This window comes from Alcanivorax sp., from assembly GCF_019431375.1.
Lineage (GTDB): Bacteria > Pseudomonadota > Gammaproteobacteria > Pseudomonadales > Alcanivoracaceae > Alcanivorax > Alcanivorax jadensis_A.
Genome location: NZ_CP080267.1, coordinates 3,933,116 through 3,952,820 on the forward strand (window position 1 = coordinate 3,933,116; position 19,705 = coordinate 3,952,820).

Below are 19,705 nucleotides of genomic sequence, written 5' to 3' on the forward strand. Positions count from 1 at the left end.
TTAACAGCTGGGATCAAAAGCTGAAAAGAAAGGCGGAAATGGCTTGGCTATTTCCGCCTTTTTTATGTCCTTTTATGAGCTTGAGCTGAATAGCGGCTCCCCTCAGAATCAAACGCTTGTTTAGATTTTGCTATTAACTATTCACTACCTACTGGTGTTCCTGTGTCAGAAAAAACCTTCGGGCCTTTCGAATTGCAAAAGGCCTACAGCAACGAGCCTGTGCCGGCGGATTTTGTTGAGCGACGTCGTATCAGTGCGGCCATGCAGACTCTGGCGGAGCGGCTGATTCGGGCCGAGGGCGATCTCGACACGCTCAGTGGCTGGGCGGATCAGCTGGAAGCGCTGGTGGCAACGGTGGGGGAGCCGGAGCGGCGCGATACCCGCGCGGCCAATCGCAAGCTGTTTACTGGCTCGGCCACCACCGAGGATATTTTTCACATGATGGACTACGACCCGGTGGGTGGGCCTTCCAACCCCATTGCCCCCCAGGTGGAGTGGCTGCAGGAAGATCAGAACGGTATCGAAGGGGCCCTGCGTCTGGGGCTGCAATATCAGGGGCCACCAGGGCGGGTGCACGGTGGTGTGATCGCCTGGCTGTTGGACGCGGCCCTGTCCCGGGCCCTGCATGCGGCGTTCCGGTTGGGTGTAACCGGTACCCTGAATATTCGCTACCTGGCGGCCACTCCCATCGAAGATACCATCCATTGCCGGGCCCGGATCACCGGCCAGGAAGGCCGCAAGATCTTTGTGGAAGGCGGCATCTGGCACGGTGACACCCAGACGGTCAGCGCGGAAGGCATCTGGCTGACACCGAAGAGTCTGGGGTAGTCATGAGCGAGCGACGTTATCACTTCCGCGACATTCTCGTGGCGGAAACACCGGAACCTTCGCCCCGGGCGCGACTGCACCGGCAGCTGGGCCAGGAACTGGTCGGGTTGACCGAGCAGGTTCTGCGTCTGGATGCGCCGGACGACAAGCTTCACGAATATATTGAACACATCCGCCAGCTGCGCAACGATCTGGCCCAGTATGGCCAGCGGGACTATAACGGCATTCTGGAAAGGCTGCTGGCCGGAGAAGGCTCCGCCGATGATGTCACCGATCTGGTGGATTTCGAAATCCTTACCGGCAAGGCCTCCGCCATGTCACCACCGCTGGAATTGTGGCTGGATGGGGACCGGGTCCGTGGCCGCGCCACCTTTGGCCTGGCCTTTCAGGGACCACCCGGGCGGGTACATGGTGGTGTGCTGTCCCTGGCACTGGATATGCTGATGGCCAAAACCCAGGATTTCGTGAAACAGATCGGCATGACCGGTACCCTCAATATTCGCTATCTGGCGGGTACGCCCATCAATACACCGGTGGAGTTCGAGGCCCGGCTGGTCACCCTGGAGCGGCGCAAGCTGCGTTGCGAAGGCAGTGTCTGGGTCAATGGGCAACAGACCGTCGCCGCCGAAGGCATCTGGATTTCTGCCCACGGCGATTATGCTCTGAAGCCGGAGTTTGCCGAGTTACACGTTGAAAGTTGAAAGTTTCAAAGCGCGGGCGAGGCCTCTGGCAATAAGCACAGGCCTCGCCCGCGATTTTTAACGTTAAACTTGTAACTGATCGCCCCCCTGTAGCCGAGTCGGGTTGCAGTGACAGTATGGCCGAGCGATAACAAGGAGGCCGCAATGGATGAGCTGTATTACAAACTGTGCTTTTACGTGCCGACAAGCCATGTGGAGCAGGTAAAGAACGCCATCTTCGAAGCCGGCGCCGGGCATATCGGCGATTATGATTGCTGTTGTTTTCAGACTCTGGGGCAAGGCCAGTTCCGTCCTCTGGAAGGCAGCAACCCCTATATCGGGGAGACTGGCGGCGACGTGGAAGTGGTGGAAGAGTATCGGGTGGAGACAATCTGCCCGGCTTCGCGGGCGCAGACCGTGATCAGTGCCCTGCGCCTGGCCCACCCCTACGAAGAGCCCGCCATTGACCTGTGGCGCCTGGAACCGTTGCCGGGGTGACCTGCCGAGGGAGCCTCGAAGGCACCCGCAGGAGCTATGCTTGCCCCCAAGGGGATCTGCGACATGCGAACCGAGCGTAGCGAGGAAACCGCCCCGTGGGTGATCAGGAATGTTCAGACGCGATATTCAGCCTTGTTCCTCGCGGTTTCTACAGACGTATTATGCGTCCCGGCTCAGGTGCTTCTTGCCGATCGGCGGCACTTCCTGAATGCGTACCGGGTACTCGTCACGCTTGAGATCATCGATATAGAACTTGAGGGTGCGACCGACCACCGGAAAGGCCAGTTCATCCCAGGGAATTTCATCCAGACCGAACAGGCCCGCATCGCTGCTTTCCTCGCCCACGTCGTACTTGCCGTCTTCCAGTTTGCCGAGAAAGAACACATAGACCTGATTGATATGGGGCAGGTTGAAGACGGTGTACAAATCGCCAATGGCCACTGTGGCACAGGCTTCTTCCCAGGTTTCCCGGGCCGCGCCTTCCTGCAGGGTTTCCCCGTTTTCCATATAGCCGGCGGGCAGGGTCCAGTAGCCCTTGCGCGGTTCGATGGAGCGCTTGCACAGCAGCACCTTGCCTTCCCAGATGGGGACTGCGCCGACCACGATCTTGGGGTTCTGGTAATGGATAGTCTGGCAATCGGGGCACCAGTAACGGGGCCGGTTGTCCCCCTCCGGAATGCTGAAACCGATCTGGTCGCTACCGCAGTGACTGCAGAATTTCATGAAACCTCTCGCTCCGGATGCGGCAAAAACCTGATGATACAGGAGAATCCGCGGCGGCCCCATCTGCCCGGCGGTGATGTTACTGTGATCACAGGCTTGCCGCCGACGGCCTGCCTGTTCAAACTACCGTTTGAATTGAATGCACTGTTGAATGCACTACAGGAGAAGGCTGTGCTCGATCAGCTCAGGCAGCGACTGCCGCACTACAAACGCACGGAGCTGCCGCTGGCACTGCCGGAAGCGGCGGTGCTGATGCCGCTGATTGATGATCCCGAGCCGCGCCTGATTCTGACCGTGCGTTCCAACACCATGCCCACCCATGCCGGTGAGGTGGCGTTTCCCGGTGGCAAGCGGGACCCGGGAGACAAGAGCCTGCTGATGACGGCCCTGCGGGAAAGCGAAGAGGAGGTGGGGCTGGATCCCGGCTTTGTGGATGTGCTTGGCCAGCTGTCGCCGCTGGCCTCCCGCTATGGCATGAAAGTCACGCCCTTTGTAGGCATCGTTCGGCCCGAGGCGACATTGGTGGCAGAGCCCGGTGAAATCGAGTCGATTTTTCAGGTGCCGCTGCAGTTTTTTCTGGATGAAGTGCCGGAGCTGTCCAGCCCCATCGACTTTTTTGGCCGCCGTTTCCGGATTCCCAGCTATTACTACGAAGACAAGCGCATCTGGGGGCTGACCGCCTTCATGATTCTGGATCTGATCAACCACGTTTATGATGCGAACATCGAGTTTGAAGTGACGGACTGACGTTCGCCAACGAAGGAAAGCAGTGATGATTTATAAATTTGGCAGCCGACAACTGGAGCAACGTGGCGCCGGCCACTGGATCGCAGACAACGCCACCGTGATCGGCTCGGTGATCATGGAAGCCAACACCAGCATCTGGTTCAATGCGGTACTGCGCGCTGACAATGATGTGATCGAGATTGGTGAAAACACCAATATTCAGGACGGCGCCGTACTGCATGTGGACCCGGGTGTGCCCATGAAAATCGGCCGTGATGTGACCGTGGGCCATAAGGTCATGCTGCATGGTTGCACCATTGGCGATAACAGCTTGATTGGTATTAACGCGGTGGTTCTGAACAAGGCGGTGGTGGGCAAGAATTGCATCATCGGCGCCAATTCCCTGGTGCCGGAAGGCATGAAGATTCCCGATAATTCCCTGGTGATGGGCTCCCCGGCGAAGGTGGTCAAGGAAATCACCGACGGACACAAGGCCATGCTGACCATGAGCAGCATGCACTATGTGGCCCATGCCAAGGAATTCAGTGAGCATCTGGAAGTGGACGAACGGTTTCCGTCATGAGCCAGCTGATATCTCCCTGCGTTTCCATCTGTGCGCTGGATGAAAATGATATCTGCGTGGGGTGTTTCCGTAGTGGCGGAGAAATTTCCATCTGGGGGCTGCTTTCCGATGAGGAAAAGCAGGAAGTATTCCGTCGTATTGAACAACGTATGAACGGTGAGCCGGCCCCCTGTGTTGTCCGCAAGGAGAAAAATTCATCATGACCGATATTGATGATCAGGCATCTCACAAACCGGTGATCGGCCTGGCGTTGGGGAGTGGCTCTGCCCGCGGCTGGGCGCACATTGGTGTGATTCAGGCGTTGGAAGAAATCGGTGTGCAGCCCCAGGTGGTGGCCGGAACGTCTATTGGTGCCCTGGTGGGCGGCGCCTACGTGACAGACACCCTCAACGAGTTTGCTGACTGGGTGCAGTCGCTTACCGTCAAGGATGTGTTCGGGTTGCTGGATATCAGTCTGTCCGGCGGGATGGTGAAGGGGGAGAAGCTGTTCAATTTCTTCCGCGAGCATCATGAAAATCCGGATATCGAGACTCTGGAGAAGAAGCTGGTAACCGTGGCCACTGACATGAAGACTGGCCGGGAAATCTGGATCACCAAAGGCACCATGCTGGATGCCGCCCGCGCGTCCTGTGCGCTGCCGGGTTTGTTTTCACCGGTAAAAATGCAGGGTCGCTGGATGCTGGACGGGGGGCTGGTTAATCCGGTACCGGTGTCTGCCGCACGCGCCATGGGAGCGGATGTGGTTATCGCCGTGAACCTCAACGCCCAGCTGGTTGGTGCCCATCTGTCCCGGGACACTCGTAGTCAGGCCCAGGGAGAAGAGGGCAGTGACGAAGAACGCAGCATCTGGCACAAGATGATGGGTTACTTCATTTCCGAAGAGGGTGACGATCCGGGCTTTTTCGATGTGGTGGCATCCAGCATCAACATCATGCAGGACCGCATCACCCGCTCACGTATGGCTGGTGACCCGCCGGAGGTGACATTGGTACCTCTGCTGGAAGATTTTGCGCTGATGGATTTTCATCGCGCCAAGGAGGCTATCCAGGAGGGGCGCGCCCTGGTGAAACGTTATGAATCGGACATCCTCGCCTGGGTGGGCTCACCGGTGGCGGATAGGGTTTGAAAGGGCAGTTAACAGTGAATAGTTATCAGTGAACAGTTGCGCGGTTTAGGCGTTATTGTTCTAAAACGTAAGAGGCCGCGCCCATGCTCTGGACGCGGCCTCTTAGGTTTGAAAATCGAAAGCGTTACAACGCGAACTGTTAACTATTCACTGTTAACTGTTTCCTGCCTTCCTCACCTTCACCGCCTTCACCATATTGTCCTTCACCTGCAGGATCTCGATCTGGTATTGATCGATCTTTATCGAGATGTTGGCGTCGGGGATGTCTTGCAGGTATTCCAGGATCAGGCCGTTGAGGGTCTTGGGGCCGTCTGTGGGCAGTTCCCAGTCCAGGCTGCGGTTGATTTCGCGCAGGGTGGCGGAACCGTCGATCACATAGCTGTCGTCATCCTGGGGGTGGATGTCCGGGCTGCTGGCGGCCAGGTCGGTGGTGAACTCGCCGACGATCTCTTCGAGAATGTCTTCCAGGGTAACCAGCCCCAGTACATCGCCGTATTCGTCCACCACGATGCCGATACGGCGCTTGGCATTCTGGAAATTGATCAGCTGCTGGTGCAGGGAGGTGCCCTCTGGGACAAAGTAGGGCTCCACCGTGTGCTGCATCAACTCCGCCTTGTTGATGTCTTCCTTGAGCAGCAAACGGCTGAGCTTGCGCAGGTGCAGCAGGCCGATCATGTTGTTCGGGTCGCCGTTGAATACCGGCAGGCGGGTGTGCTGGCTGGAGCGCAGGGTGGTGAGGATGTCGTGCATGTCATCCTCAAGATCGATGCCCACCATCTCGTTGCGCGGCACCATGATGTCTTCCACGGTCACCGTTTCCAGGTCGAGGATGTTGAGCAGCATCTTCTGGTGATTTTCCGGAATCAGGCCGCCCGCTTCGTTGACCACGGTGCGCAGTTCTTCCGGACTCAGGTGATCCTCATCCTGATCGTTGGGGCGGATGCCGCCCAGCCTTAACAGCATCATGCTGACGCCGTTAACCATCCATACCAGGGGTGCCAGCAGAACCTGCAGGGGTTTCAGCAGCACGCTGGCCGGGAAAGCCACCCGTTCTGGCTTCATGGCCGCATAGGTCTTTGGGGTGATTTCGGCAAACACCAGCATGATGATGGTGATCACCACCGGTGCCACCGCGGCGCCACTGTCGCCCAGCCAGCGAATCGCCAGAATGGCGGCCACCGTGGCGGCGAAATTGTTGACGAAGTTGTTGCCGATCAGAATGACGGACAGCAGCCGGTCGGTGCGCTTGAGCAGCGCCTCTACCCGGGAGGCAGCCTTGTGGCCCTGACGGGCCAGATGACGCAGGCGATAGCGGTTTATCGCCACCATGCCGGTTTCACTGCTGGAGAAGAAGGCAGAGCCAAGAATCAGGGCAATCAGGGCGCCTATCAGCCACCCGTCAGAGTAGGTATCCAAAGGAAAAGTCGTTTATCCGCCAGTCGGCCCGCTATTGTTCGGGCTGGGGGTTGGGGGTGTCAAGCAACGAGCTACGTTCCTACGAAGCCGCTGTAGGAGCCCATGCTTGCATGGCGAACCGCGCTTGCGCGGAAATCGCCCGTAGGGCGATCTGGAATCTCAGAGCCCGACAGGTTTTACTGATCAGACGATGCGCAGCCACAATGAACGCCGAATCGCGCCGCGAGCGACGCTCCTACGGACAGCTTCTACAAAAACCCGGGCAAGGTACTATCCGATCAGCACGGCCCGGCCCGGCCCGCGTTGCAGCTTGTGGCTTGAAGCTTGTTGCTGCCTCACCGCTTGAGAATAAATTCCAGCACCAGCTGGCTACCGAAAAAGGCCACCAGCAACACGGCAAAACCGCTGAGAGTAAAGCGAATGGCGGTACGCCCGCGCCAGCCGCGCAGATAGCGACCGGTCAGCAGGATCGCGAACACCACCCAGGACACCAGCGTCAGGATGCTCTTGTGCGCCAGGTTCTGGGCGAACAGGTTGTCCACGTAGAGGAAGCCGCTGAAGATCGCCACGGTGAGCAGTATCTGGCCCAGCCAGATCGCCTCGAACAGCATGGATTCCATCACCTGGATGGGAGGGAAAACCCGCATCACGCCCCGGATATGGCCGCTTTTGAGTTGGCGATCCTGTACCCACAGCAGTACCGCCTGGCAGGCGGCGATGGCCAGCACCGCGTAGGCAAGAATCGAGAACAGCACATGCACACCCAGGCCGTGGGCCAGCGGGTGGGCAATATAGCCGGTGTTGACCCACAGCATGGCGGGGATGGTCAGTGCCGCGAACGGATAGACCAGCGCAGAAATCCACTCGAACGGTCGGTAGAGGCTGGAGAGCAGCACCACGATCGCGCCGGTGAATGCTACCGTGGACGCCACCGGGAACACCCCCAGTTGCAGCCCCTGGGGGGTCAGGATGATCTGCCACAGGCAGAGGCCATGGGCCAGTACGGCCAGGCTGCCAGGCACCAGTACGGATGCCCGGGAAGGGCGCTGCTGCCCCCGGTATTGCCGGTAAAGGATCAGGCAGGCAACCCCATACAGGATAAAGGCTGCAAAACCACTGATCACAGAAAGGTTCATAGGTCGTTGTTATCCGTCGTCATTACCCGAATAAAGTGGCGGGCCGCTGAAGTCTGGCATAGGCATAACTTGACTATCAACAATCATTCTCATTTTCTGCCTGTGTCTGCCCCATGACGTTGGCGGCCAAGGAAGGCTATAATCGCGCCCCTGTCCCTGCGGTGGCTGAAGCTGGCCGCAGACACGGTGTATTTGGAGGTAACCCCATGTTCGAGAATCTCACCGACCGGTTGGGATCGTCGCTTAAAAACCTGGCAGGTCAGGGCGCCCTGACCGAAGACAATATCCGCGACACCCTGCGCGAAGTGCGCAAGGCACTGCTGGAGGCCGATGTGGCCCTGCCGGTAGTGAAAGAGTTTGTCGAACAGGTAAAGGAAAAGGCCCTGGGCCAGGAAGTCCTGAAGAGCCTGAACCCCGGCCAGGCGTTCGTGAAGATCGTCAACGACGAGCTGGTCCACACCATGGGCGACGCCAACGACGCCCTCAACCTGGCCACCAAGCCGCCGGCCATTATCCTGATGGCGGGTCTGCAGGGGGCCGGTAAGACCACCTCCGTGGCCAAACTCGCCCGTTTCCTGCAGGAGCGCGAGAAGAAAAAGGTCATGGTGGTGTCCGCCGACGTCTATCGCCCGGCGGCGATTGAGCAGTTGAAGACCCTGGCGGGTGAGGTGGAAACCAATTTCTTCCCCTCCACCGGCGACCAGGATCCGGTGGACATCGCCAACGGTGCCCTGGAAGAGGCGCGCCGTCGCTACATGGATGTGTTGATCGTCGATACCGCCGGCCGTCTGCATGTCGATGAAGACATGATGAGCGAGATCAAGCGTCTGCACGGGGCCATCAACCCGGTGGAAACCCTGTTCGTGGTGGACGCCATGACCGGTCAGGATGCCGCCAATACCGCCCAGGCCTTTAACGAGGCGTTGCCGCTCACCGGCGTGATCCTCACCAAGGCGGACGGTGATTCTCGTGGTGGTGCCGCCCTGTCGGTTCGCCACCTCACCGGCAAGCCGATCAAGTTTATCGGTATGGGCGAGAAAACCGACGCCCTGGAGCCGTTCCACCCGGATCGTATCGCCAGCCGGATCCTCGGCATGGGCGACGTGCTGTCCCTGGTGGAAGAAGCCGAGCGCAAGCTGGACAAGACCAAAGCCGAGAAAATTGCCAAGAAGTTCAAGAAAGGCAAGGCGATGGACTTCGAGGATCTCAAGGACCAGTTCCAGCAGATGCGCAACATGGGTGGCATGGCCGGCCTGCTCGACAAGCTGCCCGGTATGGGCGGCATGATGCAGGCGGCCCAGGATCCGGCGGCCATGAAGCAGATGAAGCACATGGAAGCCTTGATTGACTCCATGACCCCGAAAGAGCGCCGTAACCCGGATCTGATCAAGGGATCGCGCAAGAAGCGTATCGCCGCCGGCGCTGGCCTGGATATCCCGGCCCTGAATCGTCTGATGAAACAGCAGAAGATGATGGCCAAGATGATGAAGAAGATGCGCACCAAGGGTGGCATGAAGAACATGATGCGAGGCATGGAAGGGATGATGGGCGGCAACGGCGGCCCGGGTGGTGGCCCAGGCGGAATGGGTGGCATGGGCGGACCGGGCGGCATGCCGCCGATGTAAAAAGCGGCAAGCTTCAAGTCGCAAGCTGCAACGCGGGCAGAGTGGGTGGGAAAAGCACCTCTCTGCCCGCGCTTCGTTTGGGGGTAGGCTCCCGATATTATTGTAGGAGCACCTCTCGAGGTGCGAACCGTCCTTGAGGGTGCGTATCCCAGGGAAAAACCTGTCGAGTTCGGCAAGCCCTGATTGCCCTGCGGGCAATGGCCTCGCTGCGCGAGGTTCGCACCTCAAGAGGTACTCCTGCAGTAGCGCTGTAGGAAGAGTGCTGCGTGGAGCTTGTTGCCCGCTGTTTCTCTCTGTATAATTCGCGCCCTTCGCGGCCTTCCCTGTGTCTCAGGGCTGGCTTTCAAGCGGATACGATGGCTTATCACGAGATAGGCCGGGAAACCGGATTGATAAAAGGTAAATGAACCATGGTAATTATTCGTCTTGCCCGTGGCGGTTCCAAGAAGCGCCCGTTCTACAGCATTGTTGTTGCCGATAGCCGTAACGCCCGTGACGGCCGTTTCATCGAGCAGCTGGGTTTCTACAACCCCATCGCCCGCGGCGGTGAAATCCCTCTCAAGCTGAACCTGGAAAGCCTGGATGCCTGGGTTGCCAAGGGCGCGCAGCTGTCTGACCGTGTCAAAACCCTGGCTAAGCAGGCCCGTAAGGAAGCCTGATGGCAGGGGGAGGGCAAGTGTCCTCTGAGCTGGAGGTGGTCGGTCGCATCCTCGGGGTGCACGGCATTCAGGGCTGGGTAAAGGTGTATTCCTATACCGATCCCATGGATAACCTCCAGCACTACCAGCCTTGGCACCTGAAACAGGGTAGCCACTGGAAGCCGGTGAAACTGACCGGCTTTCGCCCCCAGGGCAAAGGGCTTATCGCACAGATCGAGGGAATTACCGATCGAGAAGCGGCGGCAAGCCTGGTAGGGCAGGAAATCGGGGTTCCCGGTGATCTGCTTCCTACCTCCGGGGAGGGTGAGTACTACTGGCGCGACCTGATCGGCCTGCGCGTTCACCATGTGGACGGCATGGACCTGGGCAAGGTGGTGCGAATGCTGGAAACCGGTGCCAACGATGTGCTGGCGGTACGCGGCGACAGCAACAGCCTGGATCGGCGCGAGCGCCTGATTCCCTGGCTGCCGGACGATGTCATCACCGAGGTGAATCTGGCTGAAGGCCGGATGACGGTGGACTGGGATCCGGAGTTTTAAATGCCTTTTTCGGTAACGTTGATAACCCTGTTCCCGGAAATGGCAAAAGCGATTACTGACTTCGGTGTGACCCGGCGAGCGGTGGAAAACGGCCAACTGCAGTTGGAAACCGTGAATCCCCGGGATTTCACCGAAGATCGTCACCGCACTGTGGACGATCGCCCTTTCGGCGGCGGCCCAGGCATGGTGATGAAGGTGGAACCGCTGGCGAAAGCCCTGCGGGCTGCCCGTGCTGCCAATCCGGCTGCCACTGTGATTTACCTGTCCCCCCAGGGGCAGCCGCTGACCCAGGCGAAAGCCGTGGAGCTGGCGGAAAAGCCCGGCCTGGTTTTACTGGCGGGGCGTTATGAGGGCGTGGACGAGCGGTTACTCGAAGCCGAAGTGGATGAACAGATCTCCATCGGCGACTACGTGCTCAGCGGCGGTGAACTGCCGGCGCTGGTGCTGACCGATGCGGTCAGCCGACTGTTACCCGGAGTGCTGGGACACCAGGATTCCGCCGAGCAGGATTCGTTTTCCGGTGAATTCGAACACCTGCTCGATTGCCCTCACTACACCCGCCCGGAGGTGTACAACGGGCAGGCAGTACCCCCGGTACTGCTGAGCGGCAATCACGAGCTGATTCGCCGCTGGCGTCTGAAACAGGCGCTGGGACGGACCTGGCAACAGCGTCCCGACCTGCTGGAAGCCCGCCGGGCGCGGGGTTTGAGCAACGAAGAGCAGCAGCTGCTGGATGAGTACATCGCCGAGCAGTCGCCGCATACAGCAAAAACGACAGACTAGGAGCACTGCCATGAGTGGCAAGAACCTGATTATCCAGGGCATCGAAGAAGCCCAGCTGAAATCCGATCTGCCGGAATTCGGCGCCGGTGACACCGTTACCGTGCAAGTGAAAGTAAAGGAAGGTAGCCGTGAGCGTCTGCAGGCGTTCCAGGGTGTTGTGATTGCACGTCGCAACCGTGGCCTGAACTCTGCATTCACCGTTCGTAAAATCTCCCACGGTGTGGGCGTTGAGCGTGTATTCCAGCTGCACAGCCCGCTGATCGATTCCATCGAAGTGAATCGTCGTGGTGACGTGAGCCGCGCCAAGCTGTACTACCTGCGCGACCGCTCTGGCAAGTCTGCCCGGATCAAGGAAAAAATCCGCTAAGACTCCGCGCTTATCTTCTGTCGCGAGCGAATGTCGGTTTAGCCTTTGCTGTAGGGCATGCGAAATCGACCTCTGGCCAGACAGAAATGCTCCACACAAAAAAGCCGCTCCCGAAAGGGCGCGGCTTTTTTGTTGGTGAGGCTCAGAAAGCCAGTTTCAAGCGATAGGGGCAACGCGGATTGGCCCTGTGCGGTGTCAAAGGCGGTAGCCATGCCAGCATTCAAGGAAGATATTCCCGTAAGCGTTACCGCCAGGCAGCCCGGTTTTTGTTCCGGAGGAAACCTGGTGGCCCGCGTTGCAATGTGCCATTTTTTTATGCCTTCTTGAGCATACGATAAAGCGCGAGAAGAATCAGCGCGCCGACGATGGCTGTGACAAAACTGCCCAGGCTGAAACTGCCCATGGATCCACCAATCCCGGTGATGGAGCCCAGCCAGCCGCCGACAAAGGCACCGGCGATGCCGATCAGTATGGTGACGATAAAGCCGCCAGGATCCTTGCCCGGCATAATCCATTTGGCAATGATACCGGCGATCAGACCAAATACGATCCACGATAGAATGCCCATATTTCCTCTCCTTGGTAGTCGTTTTCAATATGCATGGTGTCACCATTGTTGCCGCAAAATACGGCCTCTGTCGTTAACTTCGGCCGCTCTTGGACGTAATTTTTGGTAAAAGGGGAAACGGAGCTCGTCTTTGATTTCTGGTTAACCCATTGTTTTTTATTACTGTTTAAGGCCTTATTCAGAAATGAACGAGTTAACCGATGACCATGGGCGCCTGATCGACAGCTGGCTGGATCAGCAGTGGTTGGAAAAAGGGCTCAGCGAGCACAGCCTGGAGAGTTACCGGCGTGACATTCGCCAGCTGGCAGTGTGGCTGCAGGGCCAGCATGGCAGCCTGCTGCAATGTCAGCGTTACCAGCTGCTGGAATTTCTGGCCGATCGTCATCAGCAGGGCGTCGGCGCCCGCTCGGTAGCTCGGCAATTGTCAGCGGTGAAAAGCTTTTACCGCTGGCTGAAGCGGGAAGGGCAGATTGAAGAAGACCCGGCACTGTTGATTGAGCGCCCGAAAACCGGCCGGCCGCTGCCGAAAACCCTCACCGAAGCGGATGTGGAAGCGCTGCTGACGGCGCCGGATGTGTCCACCCCGCTGGGATTGCGTGACCGGGCCATGCTGGAACTGATCTACGCCACCGGCTTGCGGGTCACCGAGCTGGTTACCCTGACCCAGAGCCAGATCAACCCCCGCCAGGGGTTGGTGCGGGTGATCGGCAAAGGTGACAAGGAACGCCTGGTGCCCCTGGGCGAGGAGGCGCTTCACTGGTTGGGCCGTTACCTTCGTGACGCTCGCCCGCAGTTGCTGGGTGACAACCAGGAACTGCTGTTTCCCAGTCGCCGCGGCACCTGCATGACTCGGCAGACGTTCTGGCATCGTATCAAGCAGATGGCGGTGGTTGCCGGGGTGGAAAAAAAACTCTCACCCCATACACTGCGTCATGCATTTGCCACCCATCTGTTGAATCACGGGGCAGACTTGCGTGTGGTGCAGTTGTTGCTGGGACACAGCGATTTGTCCACCACCCAGATTTATACGCATGTGGCACAGCAGCGGTTACAGGATCTGTACCAGAAACATCACCCCCGCTCGGGAACCTGATGCAGGCAATCCGGTTCCAAGAGGGTAAATGAGGAGTAACGACAGAATGAATAAATGGTTTTTGGTGGTACTGACGGGGCTGATGGCCGCTTGCGGGGCGGATTCAAAGTCTGAACCCAAGAGCAGTGACCCTGTTAACGGCGACAAGGCCAAGGCGGCTTTCGAGGAAGCTTTCGATGGCATGGAAGTGACCGAGGTAAGTGCTGCACCGATACCGGGAATGGTCGAGCTGAATGTTAACGGCCGTGAAAGTGTCTACATGACCGAGGATGGCCGCCACCTCCTGATCGGCAAGCTGTTGGAGATCAAGGACGGAGAAGTGGTCAACCCGGCTGAGCAGCGCTTTGAGAAAGTCCGTAAAGAGGGCATCAAGACACTGGATCCGGCGGACATGATCACCTACACGGCGGAAGACGAAAAAGCCGAGGTCTTTGTGTTCACCGACATCACCTGTGGTTTTTGTCGCAAGCTGCATCGGCATATTGACGATTACAACGCCGCGGGTGTCACCGTTCACTACCTGGCGTTCCCCCGCGGTGGTGCGACCACCGAAGCGGCGGCGGCCATGCGCCACATCTGGTGTGCGGAAGATCGCGCCCAGGCGCTCACCGATGCCAAGCTGAAAGACGAAGTGGTCCAGGCGGAGCTGAGCGAGTGCGCCAAACCGGTGGATGAACAGTATCAGCTGGGCAACACCTTCGGCGTGCGTGGCACTCCGGCCATCTATTCCACCGAGGGCAAGCAACTGGGGGGCTACGTGACCCCGGAGCAGCTCCTCGAGCGGCTTGAGTAACGGGCTGAACCCCGCGTAATCCGGCGCTTTCGGGCCGGGAATACAGTGTGAATACATTGACGGCGCAGAGATGCGCCGTTAATGTGTCCGCCTTCATTTTTCCCTCACCCAAGGTGCTGTCGTGGAAACAGATTTCCAGCGAATTCGTCGTCTGCCGCCCTATGTCTTCAATATTGTTGGCGATTTGAAGAAGGCAGCGCGGGCGCGGGGTGAGGATATTATCGATTTTGGCATGGGTAACCCGGATCAGCCCACCCCGAAACACATTATCGACAAGCTCACTGAAACGGTGCAGCGGGGAGATACCCACCGCTATTCCCAGTCCCGGGGCATTCCTCGCCTGCGTAAGGCGATTGCCGACTGGTACCAGCGCCGTTATGCCGTGGATCTGGATCCGGAATCCGAGGCCATCGTCACCATCGGTTCCAAGGAAGGCCTGGCGCATCTGGCGCTGGCTACCATGGGGCCGGGAGACACGGTGCTGGTGCCCAACCCCAGTTACCCGATCCATCCCTACGGGTTCGTGATCTCCAATGCGGATATCCGCCATGTGCCCATGGTGAAAGGGGTGGATTTCTTCGTGGAGCTGGAGCGGGCGATCAAGGAATCCTGGCCCAAGCCGAAAATGCTGGTGCTCAATTTCCCCGGCAACCCCACCGGCCAGTGCGTTGACCTGGAGTTCTTCGAGAAAGTGGTGGCCATTGCCCGTGAGCATCAGATCTGGGTGGTTCACGATCTGGCTTATGCGGATATCGTCTTTGATGGCTACAAGGCGCCTTCCATCCTGGAAGTGGAAGGGGCAAAAGACGTGGCAGTGGAGTTCTTCTCCCTGTCCAAGAGCTATAACATGCCCGGCTGGCGGGTGGGCTTCTGCTGCGGCAACAAGGAGCTGATCCATGCCCTGGCGCGGATCAAATCCTATCTGGATTACGGTACCTTTACGCCGATTCAGGTGGCCGCCATCGCCGCCCTGGAAGGGGATCAGACCTGTGTGGCCGACATTTGCGAGATGTACCGCAAGCGCCGGGACGTGCTGGTGGACGGCCTGGCGGAGATCGGCTGGCAGGTGGAAAGGCCCCGTGCCACCATGTTTGTCTGGGCGGAAATCCCCGAACCTTACCGGGAGATGGGGTCGCTGGAATTCTCCAAGAAACTGCTTACCGATGCCGGTGTGGCGGTTTCCCCGGGCATTGGCTTCGGCGATTACGGCGATGATCATGTGCGTTTCGGGCTGATCGAAAACGAACAACGGACCCGGCAGGCCATCCGCGGCATCAAGAAGATGTTCCGCCAGGACGGCCTGCTGGACTGACTTTTGCCTTTGCGGCAGGTCGCAGGGGTAGCGTGAGAAGTCGCAACAGGGCTTTTCAACACACTGATAAATGAAACGAGGATAGGCTGTGGATTCGGTGAAGGTGGGTATTGCTGGTCTGGGCACTGTGGGCTCAGGCACTGTCAACGTTCTCAAGCGCAATGCGCGGGATATTGCCCGCCGCGTGGGACGTCCGATTGAAATTACCCACATCGGTGCGCGCCGGGACAATCCCGCCTGCGACACCCAGGGTATTCGCCTGTCCCGGGATATCTTCGCCGTAGCCACAGACCCGGATATCGATATCCTGGTGGAGCTGATCGGTGGCATCGATACCGCCCGTGAGCTGGTTCTCACCGCCATCAAGAACGGCAAGCATATTGTCACCGCCAACAAGGCGCTGATCGCCGAGCACGGCAACGAGATCTTCCAGGCCGCCCAGGATAACGGCGTGGATGTGGCCTTCGAGGCCTCCGTGGCAGGGGGTATCCCCATCCTCAAGTCCTTGGGTGAGGGGCTGGCCGCCAACCATATCAACTGGTTGGCGGGCATCATCAATGGCACCGGCAACTTTATCCTTACCGAGATGGAAGAGGGTGGCCGTGACTTCAATGACGTGCTGGCCGAAGCTCAGCAGCTTGGCTATGCGGAAGCGGACCCTACCTTCGATGTGGAAGGAATCGACGCGGCCCACAAACTGACCATTCTGGCGTCCATCGCCTTCGGTATCCCGCTGCAGTTCTCCCAGGTCTACACCGAGGGGATCAGCCGCATCACCACCGAAGACGTGGCTAGTGCTGCTCATTTCGGCTACCGCATCAAGCATCTTGGCATCGCCAAGGACACGGGCAAGGGCATCGAATTGCGTGTACACCCGACCCTGGTGCCCAAGGAAACCATGCTGTCAGCGGTCAACGGTGTCATGAATGCGGTGATGATCCACGGTGATGCTGTGGGCCCGACCATGTTCTATGGCGCCGGCGCCGGCGCCGAGCCCACCGCGTCTGCGGTGGTGGCGGACATCATCGAACTGGGCCGTGCCCTGACCGTGGACCACGACGAGCGGGTGCCGTACCTGGGCTTCCACACCGACCACATGTCCGATGAGCCGATCCTGACCATCGATGATGTGTCCTGTTGTTTCTACCTGCGCCTGCATGTGCAGGACAAGAAAGGGGTGCTGGCCGACGTGACCCGCATCCTCAGCGACAACAATGTCAGCATTGATGCCATGATACAGCGGGAAGTGGACCAGGGGCTGGTGCCCATCGTGATGATGACCCACGAAGTCCGCGAGGGTGACATGAACCTGGCGCTGGCCAAGATCGGTGCCCTTGATACCGTGGATAGCGATATAATGCGTATCCGGGTGGAAACGCTGGACGCCTGAAATACCGGGTCTGACGTCCGACGTCAGACGTCAGACGCTTTTTGAGAGAGATTTGAACATGCCTTTTCGTGACCGTTACACCGGCCTGATTAACCGCTACCGCGACCACCTGCCGGTGAATGATGACACGCCCATCATCAGCCTGGGTGAGGGCAACACGCCCCTGATCCGTCTGAAGAATATTCCCAAGATGCTGGGCAAGGACGTGGATATCTACGTCAAATACGAAGGCCTGAACCCGACCGGCTCCTTCAAGGACCGCGGCATGACCATGGCGGTGACCAAGGCGGTGGAAGAGGGCAGCAATGCCATCATCTGTGCCTCCACCGGTAATACCTCTGCGGCGGCCGCGGCCTACGCGGCCCGTGCAGGCATCACCGCTTTTGTGCTGATCCCGGAAGGCAAAATTGCCATGGGCAAGCTGGCCCAGGCAATGATGTATGGTGCAGTGATCATGCAGATTCGTGGCAACTTCGATCAGGGCATGGAGCTGGTCAAGCAGGTGGCTGAAAAGGCGCCGGTGACCATCGTAAACTCCGTGAACCCCTATCGTCTGCAGGGCCAGAAGTCTGCCGCCTTCGAAATTGTTGAAGAGCTGGGTCGTGCCCCGGACTTCCACTGTCTGCCGGTGGGTAATGCGGGCAACATCTCCGCCCATTGGATGGGCTACAGCGAATACAAGAAAGCCGGTGTGGTGAACAGCGCACCGAAGATGGTGGGGTATCAGGCCGAAGGCGCTGCGCCTTTCATGCGTGGTGGGCCGGTGAAAGAGCCGGAAACCGTGGCCACGGCGATCCGTATCGGTAACCCGCAGTCCTGGGACAAGGCCTGGGCCCTGCAGAAAGAATCCGGTGGCTGGTTCGACGAACTGAGCGACCAGGAAATCCTGGCGGCACAGAAGTTGTTGGCCGAGAAGGAAGGTATCTTCTGTGAGCCGGCGTCTGCGGCTTCCCTGGGTGGCGCCATGCGCGACATCAAGGCGGGCAAGATCCCGGAAGGCTCCACCATCGTTTGCACCCTGACTGGCAACGGCCTGAAAGATCCGGACACGGCCATTGCTCAATGCCAGGACAGCCGCATGGTGACCATCGATGCGGACCTGGACGCGGTGAAAGGTGCCATCCTGTCCAATATGTCCTGATCCGTTACAGCGATCGGTAAAAACGGAGCGCATGGTCGCTCCGTTTTTTTTTTGCCGGGACGATATCTGGGGTTTTGGTTGGGCGGGAGATTGGTTTCGCCGATTTTCGCGCTAACGTTCTCTATGTTGTTGGCGTCTAAAAATGGATACACTTTTTCCCGTCAATCATGTGCCTCGGACCCGCTGAGATTTTTCATTTTTTTGGTGATGCAAGAAAAATCATTCTCCAGAATATGTTAGGGTGCGTTTTCTTGTTGGGAAGCAGGGGTAACACGACTCCGTGTCGAGATTATTGAAACCACCTACCTGTATGTTGTCTTTCTCGGGCTGATTTTCCGCCCGTTCTCCGGCCCTGTGCGGTCATCCTCTCCTTGTATTGTCATGACGGTGTATCGATTTCCTGTCTGCGAAGGCTGTGTCAATCGTGCCGGAATTTGACTTTGTTTGGTCAATATTTAGTCTGTAAAGAAAATCAGAGAAGGGAGCATTAGATGAATAAGCGTGCTTTTGCAAAGCGCACTGGCTATTTGAGCTGTTTGCTTGCTGCGTCCATTCCCCTCAATGCCCATGCCGGTGCCGAGCTAAGTGCCGGTGTCTGGTGGGTTTATCAATATGTCACGGACTCCGATTTTTCCGGTGCTTCCTCAGCCTTTGATGAAGACCTGGATAATACAACCGGTGGTAACTTCGCCGACCCCGCGCTGATTGTTTATGCCAATGATGATGGTTCCCATGGACCCTGGCGTTTCAGTGCGGAAGGTCGCATTGGTACTGGTGGTTTTACCGACCCGGCGAACAACAACTCCGGTGATACCTTCACCATGCACAAGGCATGGATCGGTTACGAATTTGATGATGATACCTTGCTGACGGTGGGGAAAAGTCAGGTGCCCTTCGGCTGGAAAACCGTCAACTTCTGGCCCGGTGAAGGGGTGCTTGGGGGTTACGGTGACCAGATGGATGTGGGTTTCAAGCTGAGCTCTGCCATGAATGCGTTCAGCTATGATGTGGCCTACTACCATCAGGATGACTGGGGAGAAACCAGCACCGATACTGTGGATGATAACGGTCACTGGGGCAGTGCTACCTCCTACCGCAAGATCAAGACCGGGGTGGTAAATGGCGACTGGAATTTCATGGATGGCCATACGGTAGGGCTCTCCTATCAGAAAGGTCGTCTTCAGGATCTGACTGCGGCTGAGGCCAAGGCGAGGGATGATGAAGGGGATCATGAAGCGCTGAATCTGCACTATACCTTCAGCATGAATGACTTCACCGCCCGTTATCAGTTCATCGATACCATGCGCGACTTCGGTGGCATGGATGCATTTCTTGTGGGTGGTGCTGCGCCTGCCGATGAAGAAGTGGAAACCCAGGTTCACATGGCTCAGTTGATCTACAACCAGAACCGCTGGAGCTATTACCTGGACGCAGGTGTGGCGAGCACTGATACCCGCGGCAATGACGCCGATGATGTGGAGTTCTATGCGCCTGGTGTCAGTTACAAATACGGTCCGGGGTGGCTGTATCTGGAGTATCTGTGGTCTGATGGGGATGTAGATCGAAACGGTGACATTTACGAAGCGGATTTCCGCGCCGTCTACGCCTCGTTTGATTTTTATTTCTGATTGCCGGTAGCGGCCCTGCGGGGCTGCCTACTCGGGTTCAGATGATGTAGTGCCTTTTGAGGAGTGCATGTTTCGGGGAAGCAACCCCGGC

Annotated in this window: 22 protein-coding genes; 18 read left to right on the plus strand and 4 right to left on the minus strand. The window is 58.2% G+C overall.

The genetic code is table 11. The features are described from left to right. The first annotated feature begins 162 nt into the window (after positions 1 to 162). The 3 genes from KZ772_RS18380 to KZ772_RS18390 all read left to right on the plus strand — a co-directional run bounded on the left by KZ772_RS18380 (position 163) and on the right by KZ772_RS18390 (position 2,006). The gene (locus tag KZ772_RS18380) at positions 163 to 828 is read left to right on the plus strand and encodes a PaaI family thioesterase (RefSeq protein ID WP_290537852.1); all 666 of its coding nucleotides are present in this window, start codon (positions 163 to 165) and stop codon (positions 826 to 828) included. A gap of 2 nt (positions 829 to 830) precedes the next feature. Continuing rightward, positions 831 to 1,529, plus strand: a complete 699-nt coding sequence (locus tag KZ772_RS18385) for a PaaI family thioesterase (protein WP_290537853.1) — start codon at positions 831 to 833, stop codon at positions 1,527 to 1,529. A gap of 144 nt (positions 1,530 to 1,673) precedes the next feature. Beyond that, positions 1,674 to 2,006, plus strand: a complete 333-nt coding sequence (locus tag KZ772_RS18390) for an NGG1p interacting factor NIF3 (protein WP_290537854.1) — start codon at positions 1,674 to 1,676, stop codon at positions 2,004 to 2,006. A 159-nt stretch (positions 2,007 to 2,165) separates the two neighbouring features. On the opposite strand, the gene KZ772_RS18395 is transcribed toward KZ772_RS18390, so the two are convergent. Continuing rightward, positions 2,166 to 2,729, minus strand: a complete 564-nt coding sequence (locus KZ772_RS18395) for an NUDIX hydrolase (RefSeq protein WP_290537855.1) — start codon at positions 2,727 to 2,729, stop codon at positions 2,166 to 2,168. Positions 2,730 to 2,900: 171 nt separating this feature from the next. Here KZ772_RS18395 and KZ772_RS18400 point away from each other — a divergent pair, with 171 nt between their 5' ends. From KZ772_RS18400 to rssA, 4 genes are read left to right on the plus strand one after another with little or no spacing between them, the layout of a single operon-like run. Further along, the gene (locus KZ772_RS18400; RefSeq protein WP_290537856.1) at positions 2,901 to 3,476 is read left to right on the plus strand and encodes a CoA pyrophosphatase; all 576 of its coding nucleotides are present in this window, start codon (positions 2,901 to 2,903) and stop codon (positions 3,474 to 3,476) included. 25 nt (positions 3,477 to 3,501) lie between these two features. Further along, entirely contained in the window at positions 3,502 to 4,038 is a 537-nt protein-coding gene (locus tag KZ772_RS18405; protein WP_290537857.1) for a gamma carbonic anhydrase family protein, read from the plus strand. Then, the gene (locus KZ772_RS18410) at positions 4,035 to 4,241 is read left to right on the plus strand and encodes a DUF1289 domain-containing protein (RefSeq protein ID WP_290537858.1); all 207 of its coding nucleotides are present in this window, start codon (positions 4,035 to 4,037) and stop codon (positions 4,239 to 4,241) included. The genes KZ772_RS18405 and KZ772_RS18410 overlap by 4 nt, the downstream gene beginning before the upstream one ends. Next, a complete protein-coding gene (gene rssA / locus KZ772_RS18415; protein WP_290537859.1) occupies positions 4,238 to 5,164 on the plus strand; it encodes a patatin-like phospholipase RssA in 927 nt (308 codons plus the stop codon). The genes KZ772_RS18410 and rssA overlap by 4 nt, the downstream gene beginning before the upstream one ends. A gap of 153 nt (positions 5,165 to 5,317) precedes the next feature. On the opposite strand, the gene KZ772_RS18420 is transcribed toward rssA, so the two are convergent. After that, positions 5,318 to 6,580 carry an HlyC/CorC family transporter gene (locus KZ772_RS18420; RefSeq protein ID WP_290537860.1) on the minus strand — a complete coding sequence of 421 codons (1,263 nt, stop codon included), beginning with the start codon at positions 6,578 to 6,580 and terminating at the stop codon, positions 5,318 to 5,320. 335 nt (positions 6,581 to 6,915) lie between these two features. Further along, positions 6,916 to 7,716: a cytochrome c biogenesis protein CcsA gene (ccsA, locus tag KZ772_RS18425; RefSeq protein WP_290537861.1), complete on the minus strand. Its 801-nt coding sequence runs from the start codon at positions 7,714 to 7,716 to the stop codon at positions 6,916 to 6,918. A 206-nt stretch (positions 7,717 to 7,922) separates the two neighbouring features. Here ccsA and ffh point away from each other — a divergent pair, with 206 nt between their 5' ends. The 5 genes from ffh (at position 7,923) to rplS (ending at position 11,689) form a co-directional block, all read left to right on the plus strand. Then, positions 7,923 to 9,341, plus strand: a complete 1,419-nt coding sequence (ffh, locus tag KZ772_RS18430) for a signal recognition particle protein (protein WP_290537862.1) — start codon at positions 7,923 to 7,925, stop codon at positions 9,339 to 9,341. Between the two features lie 410 nt (positions 9,342 to 9,751). Continuing rightward, the gene (gene rpsP / locus KZ772_RS18435) at positions 9,752 to 10,000 is read left to right on the plus strand and encodes a 30S ribosomal protein S16 (protein ID WP_035247836.1); all 249 of its coding nucleotides are present in this window, start codon (positions 9,752 to 9,754) and stop codon (positions 9,998 to 10,000) included. 17 nt (positions 10,001 to 10,017) lie between these two features. Further along, positions 10,018 to 10,539 (plus strand): ribosome maturation factor RimM, encoded by a 522-nt coding sequence (rimM, locus tag KZ772_RS18440; RefSeq protein WP_303760816.1) that lies wholly within the window; start codon positions 10,018 to 10,020, stop codon positions 10,537 to 10,539. Further along, on the plus strand, positions 10,540 to 11,322 hold the full coding sequence (gene trmD, locus KZ772_RS18445; protein ID WP_290537864.1) for a tRNA (guanosine(37)-N1)-methyltransferase TrmD: 783 nt from the start codon (positions 10,540 to 10,542) through the stop codon (positions 11,320 to 11,322). It begins immediately after the preceding gene. 10 nt (positions 11,323 to 11,332) lie between these two features. Beyond that, positions 11,333 to 11,689 carry a 50S ribosomal protein L19 gene (gene rplS, locus KZ772_RS18450; RefSeq protein ID WP_062816973.1) on the plus strand — a complete coding sequence of 119 codons (357 nt, stop codon included), beginning with the start codon at positions 11,333 to 11,335 and terminating at the stop codon, positions 11,687 to 11,689. A 313-nt stretch (positions 11,690 to 12,002) separates the two neighbouring features. Here rplS and KZ772_RS18455 read toward each other — a convergent pair whose 3' ends face one another. Beyond that, on the minus strand, positions 12,003 to 12,257 hold the full coding sequence (locus tag KZ772_RS18455) for a GlsB/YeaQ/YmgE family stress response membrane protein (protein ID WP_290537865.1): 255 nt from the start codon (positions 12,255 to 12,257) through the stop codon (positions 12,003 to 12,005). A 184-nt stretch (positions 12,258 to 12,441) separates the two neighbouring features. Between KZ772_RS18455 and xerD the strand changes: the two genes are divergently transcribed. The 6 genes from xerD to KZ772_RS18485 all read left to right on the plus strand — a co-directional run bounded on the left by xerD (position 12,442) and on the right by KZ772_RS18485 (position 19,614). Further along, entirely contained in the window at positions 12,442 to 13,350 is a 909-nt protein-coding gene (gene xerD, locus KZ772_RS18460; RefSeq protein WP_290537866.1) for a site-specific tyrosine recombinase XerD, read from the plus strand. A gap of 46 nt (positions 13,351 to 13,396) precedes the next feature. Continuing rightward, positions 13,397 to 14,143 (plus strand): DsbC family protein, encoded by a 747-nt coding sequence (locus KZ772_RS18465; protein ID WP_290537867.1) that lies wholly within the window; start codon positions 13,397 to 13,399, stop codon positions 14,141 to 14,143. Between the two features lie 121 nt (positions 14,144 to 14,264). Continuing rightward, a complete protein-coding gene (gene alaC, locus KZ772_RS18470; protein ID WP_290537868.1) occupies positions 14,265 to 15,455 on the plus strand; it encodes an alanine transaminase in 1,191 nt (396 codons plus the stop codon). 88 nt (positions 15,456 to 15,543) lie between these two features. Next, the gene (locus tag KZ772_RS18475; RefSeq protein WP_290509545.1) at positions 15,544 to 16,845 is read left to right on the plus strand and encodes a homoserine dehydrogenase; all 1,302 of its coding nucleotides are present in this window, start codon (positions 15,544 to 15,546) and stop codon (positions 16,843 to 16,845) included. A 58-nt stretch (positions 16,846 to 16,903) separates the two neighbouring features. Next, positions 16,904 to 17,986, plus strand: coding sequence for a threonine synthase (thrC, locus tag KZ772_RS18480; RefSeq protein ID WP_290537869.1), 1,083 nt, complete (start codon positions 16,904 to 16,906; stop codon positions 17,984 to 17,986). Between the two features lie 491 nt (positions 17,987 to 18,477). Then, the gene (locus KZ772_RS18485; protein WP_290537870.1) at positions 18,478 to 19,614 is read left to right on the plus strand and encodes a hypothetical protein; all 1,137 of its coding nucleotides are present in this window, start codon (positions 18,478 to 18,480) and stop codon (positions 19,612 to 19,614) included. Positions 19,615 to 19,705 lie beyond the last annotated feature (91 nt).

Bases quoted from the DNA above. Each gene is read 5' to 3' on its own strand.
- KZ772_RS18485 (WP_290537870.1), top strand. From the start codon at position 18,478: ATGAATAAGCGTGCTTTTGCAAAGCGCACTGGCTATTTGAGCTGTTTG.
- xerD (WP_290537866.1), top strand. From the start codon at position 12,442: ATGAACGAGTTAACCGATGACCATGGGCGCCTGATCGACAGCTGGCTG.
- KZ772_RS18385 (WP_290537853.1), top strand. From the start codon at position 831: ATGAGCGAGCGACGTTATCACTTCCGCGACATTCTCGTGGCGGAAACA.
- KZ772_RS18410 (WP_290537858.1), top strand. From the start codon at position 4,035: ATGAGCCAGCTGATATCTCCCTGCGTTTCCATCTGTGCGCTGGATGAA.
- KZ772_RS18455 (WP_290537865.1), bottom strand. From the start codon at position 12,257: ATGGGCATTCTATCGTGGATCGTATTTGGTCTGATCGCCGGTATCATT.
- rssA (WP_290537859.1), top strand. From the start codon at position 4,238: ATGACCGATATTGATGATCAGGCATCTCACAAACCGGTGATCGGCCTG.
- KZ772_RS18405 (WP_290537857.1), top strand. From the start codon at position 3,502: ATGATTTATAAATTTGGCAGCCGACAACTGGAGCAACGTGGCGCCGGC.
- rplS (WP_062816973.1), top strand. From the start codon at position 11,333: ATGAGTGGCAAGAACCTGATTATCCAGGGCATCGAAGAAGCCCAGCTG.
- KZ772_RS18390 (WP_290537854.1), top strand. From the start codon at position 1,674: ATGGATGAGCTGTATTACAAACTGTGCTTTTACGTGCCGACAAGCCAT.
- rpsP (WP_035247836.1), top strand. From the start codon at position 9,752: ATGGTAATTATTCGTCTTGCCCGTGGCGGTTCCAAGAAGCGCCCGTTC.
- KZ772_RS18465 (WP_290537867.1), top strand. From the start codon at position 13,397: ATGAATAAATGGTTTTTGGTGGTACTGACGGGGCTGATGGCCGCTTGC.
- KZ772_RS18395 (WP_290537855.1), bottom strand. From the start codon at position 2,729: ATGAAATTCTGCAGTCACTGCGGTAGCGACCAGATCGGTTTCAGCATT.
- thrC (WP_290537869.1), top strand. From the start codon at position 16,904: ATGCCTTTTCGTGACCGTTACACCGGCCTGATTAACCGCTACCGCGAC.
- trmD (WP_290537864.1), top strand. From the start codon at position 10,540: ATGCCTTTTTCGGTAACGTTGATAACCCTGTTCCCGGAAATGGCAAAA.
- ffh (WP_290537862.1), top strand. From the start codon at position 7,923: ATGTTCGAGAATCTCACCGACCGGTTGGGATCGTCGCTTAAAAACCTG.
- ccsA (WP_290537861.1), bottom strand. From the start codon at position 7,716: ATGAACCTTTCTGTGATCAGTGGTTTTGCAGCCTTTATCCTGTATGGG.